Origin of the sequence: Xanthomonas arboricola pv. guizotiae, from assembly GCF_002940205.1 — a bacterium.
Lineage (GTDB): Bacteria > Pseudomonadota > Gammaproteobacteria > Xanthomonadales > Xanthomonadaceae > Xanthomonas > Xanthomonas arboricola_C.
This window is the reverse complement of sequence record NZ_MDSK01000004.1, coordinates 1-11579: the sequence shown is the minus strand read 5'-3', so window position 1 is coordinate 11579 and position 11579 is coordinate 1. Positions and strand designations below refer to the sequence as shown.

At 67.4% G+C, this 11579-nt stretch carries 11 protein-coding genes; all 11 read left to right on the top strand.

From position 1 onward, the window contains the following. Positions 1-12 precede the first annotated feature (12 nt). The 11 genes from XarbCFBP7408_RS03430 to pdeM all read left to right on the top strand — a co-directional run bounded on the left by XarbCFBP7408_RS03430 (position 13) and on the right by pdeM (position 11328). Positions 13-1188 carry a thiolase family protein gene (locus XarbCFBP7408_RS03430; protein WP_104561413.1) on the top strand — a complete coding sequence of 392 codons (1176 nt, stop codon included), beginning with the start codon at positions 13-15 and terminating at the stop codon, positions 1186-1188. A 122-nt stretch (positions 1189-1310) separates the two neighbouring features. Further along, a complete protein-coding gene (locus XarbCFBP7408_RS03425; protein ID WP_016904096.1) occupies positions 1311-1652 on the top strand; it encodes a hypothetical protein in 342 nt (113 codons plus the stop codon). 239 nt (positions 1653-1891) lie between these two features. Continuing rightward, positions 1892-2218, top strand: coding sequence for a hypothetical protein (locus XarbCFBP7408_RS03415; protein WP_104561409.1), 327 nt, complete (start codon positions 1892-1894; stop codon positions 2216-2218). A 118-nt stretch (positions 2219-2336) separates the two neighbouring features. Next, positions 2337-4046: a diguanylate cyclase gene (locus tag XarbCFBP7408_RS03410; RefSeq protein WP_104561407.1), complete on the top strand. Its 1710-nt coding sequence runs from the start codon at positions 2337-2339 to the stop codon at positions 4044-4046. A gap of 96 nt (positions 4047-4142) precedes the next feature. Then, complete coding sequence (locus tag XarbCFBP7408_RS03405) at positions 4143-4673, top strand: bactofilin family protein (RefSeq protein ID WP_104561405.1); 531 nt, start codon at positions 4143-4145, stop codon at positions 4671-4673. Then, a complete protein-coding gene (locus tag XarbCFBP7408_RS03400) occupies positions 4670-5035 on the top strand; it encodes a hypothetical protein (protein WP_104561403.1) in 366 nt (121 codons plus the stop codon). The genes XarbCFBP7408_RS03405 and XarbCFBP7408_RS03400 overlap by 4 nt, the downstream gene beginning before the upstream one ends. Positions 5036-5354: 319 nt before the next feature. Then, the gene (locus tag XarbCFBP7408_RS03395; RefSeq protein ID WP_104561401.1) at positions 5355-6365 is read left to right on the top strand and encodes a ligase-associated DNA damage response exonuclease; all 1011 of its coding nucleotides are present in this window, start codon (positions 5355-5357) and stop codon (positions 6363-6365) included. Next, entirely contained in the window at positions 6362-6595 is a 234-nt protein-coding gene (locus XarbCFBP7408_RS03390; protein ID WP_104561399.1) for a hypothetical protein, read from the top strand. Before XarbCFBP7408_RS03395 ends, XarbCFBP7408_RS03390 begins: the two co-directional genes overlap by 4 nt. Continuing rightward, positions 6592-8196: an ATP-dependent DNA ligase gene (locus tag XarbCFBP7408_RS03385; protein ID WP_104561397.1), complete on the top strand. Its 1605-nt coding sequence runs from the start codon at positions 6592-6594 to the stop codon at positions 8194-8196. The genes XarbCFBP7408_RS03390 and XarbCFBP7408_RS03385 overlap by 4 nt, the downstream gene beginning before the upstream one ends. After that, the gene (locus XarbCFBP7408_RS03380; RefSeq protein WP_104561395.1) at positions 8193-10694 is read left to right on the top strand and encodes a ligase-associated DNA damage response DEXH box helicase; all 2502 of its coding nucleotides are present in this window, start codon (positions 8193-8195) and stop codon (positions 10692-10694) included. Before XarbCFBP7408_RS03385 ends, XarbCFBP7408_RS03380 begins: the two co-directional genes overlap by 4 nt. Beyond that, complete coding sequence (gene pdeM / locus XarbCFBP7408_RS03375; RefSeq protein WP_104561393.1) at positions 10684-11328, top strand: ligase-associated DNA damage response endonuclease PdeM; 645 nt, start codon at positions 10684-10686, stop codon at positions 11326-11328. Before XarbCFBP7408_RS03380 ends, pdeM begins: the two co-directional genes overlap by 11 nt. Positions 11329-11579 lie beyond the last annotated feature (251 nt).

The window sequence follows — 11579 nt, the reverse complement described above, 5'->3', positions numbered from 1 at the left end:
GGTATCTCCTTCATGTCCGACATCGTCATCGTTGCTGCCAAACGCACTGCCATCGGCTCGTTCCTTGGTCAATTCAACGGTGTGCCGGCGCCGACGCTCGCCGCCACTGCGATCCGCGGCGCGCTGGCGCAATCCGGCCTCGCGCCGGCCGACATTTCAGAAGTCATCGTCGGCTGCGTGCTGCCGGCCAACCTGGGCCAGGCGCCCGCGCGTCAGGCGGCGATTGCCGCAGGCATCCCCACCGCCACCGGCGCCACCACCATCAACAAGGTGTGCGGCTCGGGCATGAAGGCGATCATGTTCGGACACGATCTGATCAAGGCCGGCTCGGCCAGCATCGTGGTCGCCGGCGGCATGGAGTCGATGAGCAATGCACCGCATCTGCTGCCCAATTCGCGCACCGGCAACCGCTACGGCAATTTCCAGGCGGTCGACCACATGGCCTGGGATGGTCTGACCAACCCCTACGACGGCCAGGCGATGGGCGTGTTCGGCGAGGCCACCGCCGAAAAGTTCGGTTTCAGCCGCGCCGATCAGGATGCGTTTGCGATCGCCTCGGTCGAACGCGCGCAGGCTGCCCAGCGCAGCGGTGCGTTCGCCGATGAAATCGTTCCGGTCACCGTGGCCACGCGCAAGGGCGAGGTGGTCGTCGACAGCGACGAGCAACCGGGCAAATCCGACATCGCCAGGATCCCGACCCTGAAGCCGGCCTTCAAGAAGGACGGCAGCGTCACCGCCGCCAGCTCGTCGAGCATCTCCGATGGCGCGGCGATCACCGTGCTGATGCGCGCAGACGAGGCGCAACGTCGCGGCATCGCAGCGTTGGCGCGCATCGTGGGGCATGTCACCCACTCGCAGGAACCTGAGTGGTTCACCACCGCGCCGGTCGCTGCCATCCAGAAGTTGATCGGCAAGATCGGCTGGCAACTGGACGAGGTGGATCTGTTCGAAATCAACGAAGCCTTCGCGGTGGTGGCGATGACGCCGATCGCCGAGCTGGGCATTTCGCACGACAAGGTCAACGTCAACGGCGGCGCCTGCGCTTTGGGGCATCCAATCGGCGCCTCCGGTGCCCGCCTGGTGGTGACATTGGTGAATGCGTTGCGCACGCGCGGTGGCAAGCGCGGAATCTCAACCCTGTGCATCGGCGGCGGCGAGGCGACTGCCATCGCTATCGAATTGATTTAATTGTTTTTAACGGCGATTTTGCAAAACTGAATGCGCGCACGCTTGACACTGGTCTTTGGACCGTCATCATGTCGGGGGCGCGCAATAGCGCGTTGCCTAATCTAACGACGAGGATTGAAACAATGACCATTAACAAGCTGCTGATCGCAATGGCTCTGGGCCTGGCCCTGACCGCTTGCTCGAAGCCGGAACAGGCTCAGGACGCTGCTGCTTCGGCTAACGAAGCTGCTGCCGACGCTCAGACCGCTGCTGACCAGGCTGCTGCCTCGGGCTCGCAGTCGGCCGACGCCGCTCAGGCTGCTGCCAACACCGCCGCTGCTTCGGCTGACACCGCTGCTGACGCTGCCCAGGCTGCTTCCGGCGCCGCCACCGATGCTGCTGCCGAGCAGGCTGCCGACGCTGCCAAGACGGCTGAAAACACCGCCGAAGCTGCCAAGGACACCGCCGAAGAAGCCAAGAAGTAATCACTTCTTAGCTCCAAGCGCGTTCTGAGAAAGCCGCTGGTTTCCAGCGGCTTTTTCTTTGCCTGCGATTTAGCGGCGCCTGGCCAGCATTGCCGTCACCGGATCCAACCGGTGCCCTGTCGCGACGTCTGCGGTGCACGCCACCCACTGGCTGAATGGCCATCCGCACATTGACGCCGGCTGCATCGGCCCGTGCATATGCTCCGCGTTCCAACACCGGAACAGGAACAGGACCACACATGAAGACGATCCGCATGCTGTCGTTGAGCGCCATCGCCGCTCTCACCCTCGCCGCTTGCCAGGGCCCAGACGCCGAGCAGGCGCAACGCGATGCCGCCTCCGCTGCCAAGCACGCCGCGGCCGCGACCGAACAAGCTGCCGATCGCGCCGCCGTGCAGGCCAAGGCGGCCACCGCCGATGCCCGCGTGGCAGCACGCGAACTGGCCGCCGATGCGAGCCGCGCGACCGCCAATGCCGCAGACGCCACTGCCGACAAGACCCGCGAGATGGCCAACAAGGCCGAGCAGAACGCCGACAGGCACGACGCCGAACATCCACAGCACTGATCGACCGTGTGACTGCATCGGCAGTTGCAGACCACGCGCCGGCCCGATTGCGCCGGCGCGTCTGTTTCCTGCCAACGGTGGCCTCGTGTTGTCGAGGCTGGCAGGCTAGCATCCGTCCATGCCCTCTTCCTTCACTGCGCGCCACCGCAACCAGCTGGCGCTGGCGTTCTCCGCGCTGATCTTCATCGCCATCGGTATCGGCATCTTTGTCGGTGCGCGCCGCTCGCTGGCCGATGCGGCGCTGGTCTCGCACACGCATGAGGTGATCGGCCGGGTCGACGAGATCCAGGCGCGCGTGCTGGACGCCGAATCGGCGCAGCGCGGCTTTTTGCTGACCGGTAACGATGCCTATCTGCTCGACTACCAGACCAGCGTCGAGCGCCTGCCGATCCTGCTCGGCAACCTGCGTCGCCTGATTGCCGACAATCCTGCCCAGCTGCAGCACCTGGACACCTTGCGGCGACTGGTGGAAACGCGTCTGCAGCAGATCCAGCACGTGCTCGACGTGTACGCGCAGGACGGCCTGGAGCCGGCCCGCGCCGACATCCGGCAGACCGCCTTCCGTACCACCAGCGCGATCCGCGAGCAGGTGCTGACCATGGTGCAACGCGAGCAGGAACTGTTGACCCAACGCGCCGAAAGCAGCCGGCAGAGTGCGGCCTTGCTGCTTGTGCTGGCACTGGCCGGCATCCCGTTCGGGCTGGCGGTGGTCGGCACCGTCTATGCCTTGCTGATGCGCGAACTGCGGCATCGCTCGCAGGCCGAGAAACGCGCAGCGCAGGCCAATCGCGAGTTGGGCGACAGCGTCGTTGCGCTGCAACGCAGTACCGCCGATCTCAATCTGCTCGGCCGTTATACCGGCCTGCTGCAGAGCTGCATCAGTGCTGAGGAAGCATTGGTGGTCAGCAGCCGTACCCTGGCCAGCCTGCTGCCGGGCGTTGCCGGAAGCGTCTACCTGTTGCGTGCCTCGCAGGATCGCGCCGAGGCGATCAGCCACTGGGGCGAGCCGCTGGTGCACAGCGCGCCGCATCTGCTGCCCGAAGAATGCTGGGCGCTGCGTCGTGGACAACCGCACGTCGTCGACGACCTGGGCCGGGATGCGCCGTGCGCGCACATCGGCGCGCCCGAGCACGGCAGCGCCGTCACCACCGCCTGCCTGCCGATGTCCGCGCAAGGCACCCAGCTCGGCTTCCTGTTCCTGTCTTCGCCGGGTCCGGGACCGATGCCGCGCCTGGAAGTCGCCGCGGCGGCCGCCGAACAGCTGTCACTGGCGCTGAGCAATCTGCGCCTGCGCGAATCGCTGCGCCGGCAGTCGATTCGCGACCCGCTGACCGGGCTGTACAACCGCCGCTATCTGGAAGAATCGCTCAGCCACGAATTGGCGCGCTGCGCACGCCGCGGCCTGCCTTTGTCGGTGCTGATGCTGGACGTGGACCACTTCAAGCAATTCAACAACAGCCAGGGCCACGCCGGCGGCGATCTGTTGCTGGCGGCGCTGGGCGAGTTGCTGCTGACCCGGCTGCGTGCCGAAGACGTCGCCTGCCGCTACGGCGGCGAAGAGTTCACGGTCATTCTTCCCGAGACCGATGGCGTCGAGGCGCTGCGTGTGGCCGAGGGCATCCGCGGCCATATCGCGGCCCTGGCGGTGAGCGACGGCCCGCGCTCGTTGCCGCGGGTGACGGCCTCGATCGGCGTGGCCAGCTTCCCGGTCGATGGCGAGCTGGGAGCGAGCCTGATCCACAAGGCCGATGCGGCCCTGTATATCGCCAAGCACGGTGGCCGCAACCGGGTCGAGCGGCATGGCGCCACCACGCCCGCGGTGGACTGAGCACGCGCGCCATCGATGTTGGTTTGCGTAATTCGTCACACAAAAGATCGGTCGGCGCGGCGATAGTCGGTGTTGACCCCCGAGCGAGGCAGTCCGATGTCGATGTGGCGCGATCAAGGTCCCAACAAGAAAGACGGCGTTCCCGCCGCCCCTGAGGTCCCGGCTGCCGATGGGCGGCTGTTCACTGCCGAGGCCAGCCCGGCACCGCCGGTCCCCGCCGCGGCCACACCGCAGCGCCAGAGCGAGGCCAAGGAATCGCTGATCGCCGCCGACATCAGCATCGAAGGCAAGATCGAGGGCGCCGGTCACGTGCGCCTGGCCGGGCGCTTCAAGGGCGATGTCAACGTCAAGGGCGATCTCACCATCGAGCGCGGCGCCAAGCTCAATGGCGGCGTACGCGCCAACAAGGTGATCATCGCCGGGGAGCTGGAGGGCAATATCGAATCGGCCGCGCAGGTGGAGTTGCAGACCTCCGGCGTGCTGGTTGGCGACGTCAAGGCCGGCAGCCTGACCGTGGCCTCGGGTGCGCGCATGCGCGGCCAGGCCGATTTCGGCTGGGGCGAGGACACCGGCAAACCGGCCGGTGCGGCCAAGCCGGTGGTCAGCGGAGACAGCGACGCCACATGAGTGCGCCCCGCCCGGGCACGCCCGGTGCCACGCGCAGCTGCCCGCACTGCAAGGCGACGATCCTGGAAAGCGCCAGCGTCTGCCCTGCGTGCAAGCACCACCTGCGCTTCGACTCGGCGGCGTTGCAGCACGCACAGCCGGCACCGATCGTGCCGCTCAAGGTCGACGGCACCATTCGCCATCCCGCCGATGGCGATCCATGGGAATACACCGTGGTGGTGGTGGTGCGTAACGGCAAGGGCGAGGAGATCCGGCGCCAGGTCGTGGACGTCGGCGCGATGCAGGGCGGCGAAGCGCGCGGCTTTACGCTGGCGGTGGAGGCGACTGCGGTGCGTTCGCCTGGGCGGCGGGCGCGGCATTAGGGGTTGGGGCGGGGAATCGGGAATCGGGAATCGGGAATCGGGAATCGCGGCGGATGATGCGGGCCAGCGCCTGCGTGGGTGTTCGATTTCCGAGTTCTGACTGGTTATTCCGGTGAGCAATGGCGCGAGCTGGTGGCATGCGTGCTGCATTGAAGGCCAGCTCGCTGCCACGCCAGGCGCTTGATCGATTCATCGGCCTTGCCTTGATCGCGCATGGCCCGATTGGCGATTGCGATCTGCAGGCCTTGCCGCAGTGGTGCGTCGATGCGTGCCATTCCCATTCTCAGGATCTGCACACCGGCTTGGCCAGAGTTGCCGCATGCGCAACGGCAACGGACAACTTGGCGATCTGGTGGTGCTTGGCCCCGAAGGCCTGTATTGCCCGCAGGGCGACTTCCATATCGATCCCTGGCGACCGGTGCCACGTGCGGTGATCACGCATGGGCATGGCGACCACGCACGCAGCGGCATGGGCGAATACCACTGCACGCACGAGAGCTTGCCGATCCTGCAGTGGCGCCTGGGCGAGCAGGTCTATCACACGCATGCCGACGGTGAAGCCTTCGAGCTGGGACGCGCGCGGGTGTCGCTGCATCCGGCCGGGCATGTGCTCGGCTCGGCGCAGGTGCGCATCGAGGTGGATGGCGAAGTCTGGGTCGCCTCCGGCGATTACAAGCGCCAGCCCGACCCCACCTGCAAGCCGTTCGAAGTGGTGCCCTGCGACACCTTCATCACCGAGGCGACCTTCGGCCTGCCGGTGTATCGCTGGCCGGATACCGCCGATGTCGCGGCCGATATCGTCGCCTGGCGCCACGAATGCGCCGAGCGCGGCGAGGCCGCCATTCTGTATTGCTATGCCTTGGGCAAGGCGCAACGCGTGCTTGCCGAATTGCGCGCCTGGGAAACCCAGCCGGCACTGCTGCATGGCGCGGTTGCGGTAGGCGTGGAGGTGTATCGCCAGGCCGGCATCCCGATGCTGGAGACCCAACCGGTCAGCGAGCATGCGCGCGGCGCCGACTATGCCGGGCAATTGGTCCTGGCGCCGCCATCGGCGGCCGGCAGCGCCTGGATCCGTCGCTTCCGGCATGCGCAACAGGGCTTCGCGTCGGGCTGGATGCGCATCCGCGGCAATCGTCGCCGGCGCAACTACGACCGCGGTTTTGTGGTGTCCGATCATGCCGACTGGCCGGACCTGCTGCGCACCATCGAAGACACCGGCGCACGGCGTGTGATCGCCACGCATGGCAACACCGATGCATTGATCCAGCACCTACGGGAACGCGGCGTCGCAGCGGAAGCCTTCCGCACCGATTTTGGAGCCGAGGAATGAATCCACTGCCCGCACGTCGGTATGTTCGCGCACGTCCGCGCATTCGCTTGAGCGGTGCACTCGTGTTCCGTCGGCACGCGCTGGCGTTTTGCGTGCATCGCAACGCGCCCGCAGCCATCATCGGGCCACCGCAGCCGCAGCGGCGCACACGCGCGTTCGCTGCGTTTACCCGATGCGCATTGGAGCTGCGTGCAGCCGACCGGCGCACGATGCCGCAGGCGCTGCCGTGAAGCGTTTCGCAGCGTTGTACCGCACCCTGGATCGCAGCACCGGCACGCTCGACAAGCGGGCGGCCTTGGTCGCGTACTTCCGCAGTGCGCCATCGTTCGATGCGGCGTGGGCGCTGTACCTGCTGGCCGGCGGCAAGGTGGCCAGCACGCGCATGCGCATCGCCAGCAGCGGCGAACTGCGCGAATGGATCACCGACACCGCCGGCATCGCCGACTGGCTGGTGGCCGACAGCTACGACCATGTCGGCGATCTGGCCGAGACCCTGGCCTTGTTGCTGGACGACCCGATCACCGAAGCGACCGATCTGCCGTTGGCCGAGTGGATCGAACAGCGGTTGCTGCCGATCGCCAACCAGGACGTGGAAGTGCGCAAGGCCTGCATCGTGCAGGCGTGGCGCAGCCTGGCCTTCGACGAGCGCCTGGTGTTCAACAAGCTGCTCACCGGCGCCCTGCGCGTGGGAGTGTCGCAGCGACTGGTGCAGCAGGCGCTGGCGGAGATGTCCGGGATCGAGATCGCGCGCATTGCACAGCGCATGCTCGGCAGCTGGCGGCCGCATCCGGGCTATCTGGCCACCCTGCTGACCGCCGAGGAACTGCCCGGCGATCGCCAGCAGCCCTACCCGTTCTTTCTCGCATCGCCGCTCGAGGCCGAGGTGGCGACGTTGGGCGCGGTCGATGACTGGTTGCTGGAATGGAAATGGGACGGCATTCGCCTGCAGCTGATCCGGCGCGCTGGCGAGGCGGCGTTGTGGTCGCGTGGCGAGGAGCGCCTGGATGGCCGTTTCCCGGAGATCGAACAGGCCGCGCTGCAGTTGCCCGACGGCACGGTCATCGATGGCGAATTGCTGGCCTGGCAACCGGAACAGCCCCTGCCGATGCCGTTCACCGCCTTGCAGACGCGCATCCAGCGGCTCAAGCCCGGGCCCAAGACATTGGCGGCGGCGCCGGCGCGCGTGGTCGCCTACGATCTGCTCGAGTTGGAGGGCGAAGACTTGCGCGAGCGCCCGTTGCAGAAACGGCGCGCACTGCTGGAAGGCGTGCTGAGCACGCTTGCCGATCCGCGCATCGTCGCCTCGCCGCTGGTGCAGGTCGGCGGCTGGCAGACGGCAGCGCAGCTGCGGCTGGATGCGCGCGAGCGCGGCGTGGAAGGGCTGATGCTCAAGCGCGCCAGTTCGAGCTACCAATCCGGCCGCCGCCGCGGCGACTGGTGGAAATGGAAGATCGACCCGCTCACCATCGATGCGGTGCTGCTGTACGCGCAGGCCGGCCATGGCCGCCGCAGCACGCTGTACACCGACTACACCTTCGGGCTGTGGCACGAGGGCCAGCTGGTGCCGGTCGCCAAGGCCTACTCGGGGCTGGACGACAAGGAGATCATGCAACTGGATCGCTGGATCCGCGCCAACACCACCGAACGCTTCGGCCCGGTGCGTGCAGTCACCGCGCAGCATGTGTTCGAACTGGGGTTCGAAGCGGTGAACCGCAGCGCGCGGCACAAGTCCGGCATTGCGGTGCGCTTCCCGCGCATCCTGCGCTGGCGGCAGGACAAGCCGATGCGCGAGGCCGATCACCTGAGCAGCCTGCAGGCGCTGGCACGGTGAGTGCTGCGGCGCAGACACGCGGCACGCCCTTGCAACAATGGCGTGCCTGGTTCGCGCAGCGCGGCTGGGCGCCATTGCCGTTTCAACGCGATGTGTGGAAGCGCTATCTCGCGGGCGAGTCCGGCTTGCTGCATACCCCCACTGGCAGCGGCAAGACACTGGCAGCCTTCGGCGGACCGTTGCTGGACGCATTGGCCGCGCGCGGGCGCAAATCACCGATCAAGCCGGGCAAGCCCGCTTCGCCTGCGCGCCGCCAGCAACAACGCAATCTGCAGGTGCTGTGGATCACGCCATTGCGCGCACTGGCCGCCGACACCGCGCGCGCACTGCGCGAGCCGGTGGATGCGCTGGGGCTGGATTGGCAGGTGGGCTTGCGTACCGGCGATGCCAGCGCACGTGACAAGCGCCTGGCACGCAGCGGCAAGCTCGATGTGCTGGTCACCACGCCCGAATCGCTGGCGTTGCTGTTGTCGTATCCGGATACCGCGCCGCAGCTGTCGGCGCTGCGCTGCGTGATCGTCGACGAGTGGCACGAGTTGCTCGGCAACAAGCGTGGCGTGCTGCTGCAGCTGTGTCTTGCGCGCCTGCGCGGATGGACGCCGCAACTGCGCATCTGGGGGCTGTCGGCAACGCTGGGCAATTTGTCGCAGGCACGCGATGTGCTGTTGCCGCATCGCCCCGAGGCGGCGCTGGTCTCCGGCGTCAAACCGCGCACGATGACCCTGGAAACCCTGCTGCCGCAAAGTGGCGAGCGGTTTCCGTGGGCGGGCCATCTTGGCCTGGCGCAACTGGCGCGCGTGCTGCAGAAGATCATGCAGCAGCGCACCAGCCTGGTGTTCACCAACACGCGTGCGCAGGCCGAGTTGTGGCATCAAGGCTTGAGTGCGGTGTGGCCGGAGGATCTGGCCACGCTGGCGCTGCATCACGGCTCGCTGGATCCAGCGTTACGCGCGGCCGCCGAACGCGGGCTGGCCGACGGCAGCCTGCGCTGCGTGGTGGCCACCTCCAGCCTGGATCTGGGCGTGGATTTCCCGGCCGTGGATCAGGTGTTGCAGGTCGGCAGCCCGAAAGGCATCGCGCGGCTGCTGCAACGCGCCGGGCGCGCGCGCCACCGCCCCGGCGAATCCGGGCACGTGGTGTGCGTGCCTTCGCATGCGCTGGAACTGGTGGAATACGCTGCGGCACGCCGCGCGCTGGTGCATGGCCATATCGAAGCGCGTCCTCCGCCGCGGCTATCGCTGGACGTGCTGGCGCAGCACTGCGTCACGCTCGCCCTCGGCGGCGGCTTTCACGCCGATGCGTTGTTCGACGAAGTGCGCGGCACCGATGCCTTCGCTGCGCTGGAAAAAACCACCTGGAACGCGGTGCTGGATTTCATCGTGCAAGGGGGTAGCGCGCTGGCGCATTACCCGGATTTCCACAAGGTGGTTCGCGACGACGACGGCATGTACCGCGTGATCGACCGGCGCGTCGCGCTCCGGCATCGGCTGTCCATCGGCACGATCACCAGCGACGGCAGCGTGCGCGTGCAGTTCCTGCGCGGCGGGCGGCTGGGCGCGGTGGAAGAACAATTCGTCGGCCGCCTGCGCCGCGGAGATCGCTTCCAGTTCGCCGGCCGCTTGCTGGAGCTGGTGCGCCTGGAAGACATGACCGCCTACGTGCGCGTGGCCAAGGGTGGCAGCGGCGTGGTGCCGAAATGGATGGGCGGGCGCATGCCGTTGTCGTCGGCCCTGGGCCGCGAGGTGGAGGCGGTGTTCGCCGACCCTGGCGATGCGCCGGAAATGCAGGCGCTGGCGCCGTTGCTGCAGCTGCAGGCGTCGCTCTCATCGTTGCCGGGGCCGGACCATCTGCTGGTGGAAAGCATCAAGGCGCGCGATGGCCGGCATGTCTTCGTGTATCCGTTCGCCGGCCGGCAGGTCAACGAAGGCCTGGCGGCGCTGCTAGCGGCACGTTGGGGCCGACGCCAACGCAATACCTTCAGCTTCGCTGCCAACGACTATGGCTTTGTGCTGTCGCCGGCGCAGGACGTCGAGATCGATGCCGATGTGCTGCAGACCTTGTTGTCGCCGGTGAACCTGTTCGAGGATCTGCGCGACAGCCTCAACCTGGGCGAGTTGGCGCGCCGGCAATTTCGCGAGATCGCGCGTGTGGCCGGACTGTTGTCGCCCTCGTTGCCTGGGCGGGCGCCGCGCAGCCTGCGCCAGCTGCAGGCCTCCAGTGGCTTGCTGTACGACGTGTTGCAGCGCTTCGACCCCGATCACCTGCTGCTTGCGCAAGCCGAGCGCGAAGTGTTCGAAGGCCAGCTCGAACTGGCGCGGCTTGCGCATGCGCTGGAAGATTGCGCGCGCCGCGCGTTGCGCCTGTGCAAACCGCGCAGCCTCACCCCGTTGTCGTTTCCGTTATGGGCCGAACGCGTGCGCGGGCAACTGAGTACCGAAGACTGGAAGGCGCGCGTATTGCGCGCTGCCGAACAACTGGAGCGTAAACATGGGCGATAGCGTGCAGCTGCAGCTGGCCGGCGAAACGGTGGAATTGCTCGGCGAACGCGCGTTGTATCGGCCGGCGCAACGTGCGCTGTTGATCGCCGATCTGCACCTGGGCAAGGCCGATGTGTTCCGTCGCGCCGGCATCGGCCTGCCTGCTGGCGGCACCGCGCACGATCTGAAGCGGCTGGATGCGTTGCTCGCCCGACGCGATGTCCAGGCGCTCTGGATCCTGGGCGACCTGCTGCACGGCCCGGCACCGCGCGCGGCCTGGCACCGGCGCTGGAGCGCATGGCGCGAGCAGCATTGCGCGTTACGCGTGATCGCCATCCGCGGCAATCACGACCGCGCACTCGCAGGCGCGGATCTGCACATCGAAGCGGCCGGCGAACAAGTCGAAGACGGCCCCTTCGTGCTGCGTCACGACCCGTTGCCGCATCCAACGGGCCACGTGCTGTGCGGGCACCTGCATCCACTGGCCAAGCTGCCGGGGCTGTCGCGGCGCTGGCCGGCGTTCTGGTTGCGCGAACGCGTCACCATCCTGCCTGCGTTCTCGCGGTTCACCGCAGGCATCGTGCCGACACTGAGCGAAGGCGAGCGCCTGGTCGCCTGCGTGGAAGGCGATGCGATGGCATTGCCGGTGCGTTAGCCAGCGCCGCGAACGTGCCGGCCGACGCCGCGCCTAACACGGCTAAAAGCGTGGCAAGCAGCCGTCGGGCAGGTGCAAACCGAGCGCTGAAAACCGCACTGTCCGAGGGGTGCATGCCGCAGCCGGCACCGGCTGCGCCCGCCTAACGGCTGCACCTCGTTTTAGAGCGGCTAACAAAACCCAGGAAGAAGGCGTAAGCAGATGATGGAGGATGCGAGCGAAAGCAACGCCAAGTGGAGATCGATGCGACG

Excerpts from the sequence above, each read along its gene's own strand:
- XarbCFBP7408_RS03410 (WP_104561407.1), top strand. The coding sequence starts at position 2,337 with ATGCCCTCTTCCTTCACTGCGCGCCACCGCAACCAGCTGGCGCTGGCG.
- pdeM (WP_104561393.1), top strand. The coding sequence starts at position 10,684 with ATGGGCGATAGCGTGCAGCTGCAGCTGGCCGGCGAAACGGTGGAATTG.
- XarbCFBP7408_RS03425 (WP_016904096.1), top strand. The coding sequence starts at position 1,311 with ATGACCATTAACAAGCTGCTGATCGCAATGGCTCTGGGCCTGGCCCTG.
- XarbCFBP7408_RS03415 (WP_104561409.1), top strand. The coding sequence starts at position 1,892 with ATGAAGACGATCCGCATGCTGTCGTTGAGCGCCATCGCCGCTCTCACC.
- XarbCFBP7408_RS03430 (WP_104561413.1), top strand. The coding sequence starts at position 13 with ATGTCCGACATCGTCATCGTTGCTGCCAAACGCACTGCCATCGGCTCG.
- XarbCFBP7408_RS03395 (WP_104561401.1), top strand. The coding sequence starts at position 5,355 with ATGCGCAACGGCAACGGACAACTTGGCGATCTGGTGGTGCTTGGCCCC.
- XarbCFBP7408_RS03400 (WP_104561403.1), top strand. The coding sequence starts at position 4,670 with ATGAGTGCGCCCCGCCCGGGCACGCCCGGTGCCACGCGCAGCTGCCCG.
- XarbCFBP7408_RS03390 (WP_104561399.1), top strand. The coding sequence starts at position 6,362 with ATGAATCCACTGCCCGCACGTCGGTATGTTCGCGCACGTCCGCGCATT.
- XarbCFBP7408_RS03405 (WP_104561405.1), top strand. The coding sequence starts at position 4,143 with ATGTCGATGTGGCGCGATCAAGGTCCCAACAAGAAAGACGGCGTTCCC.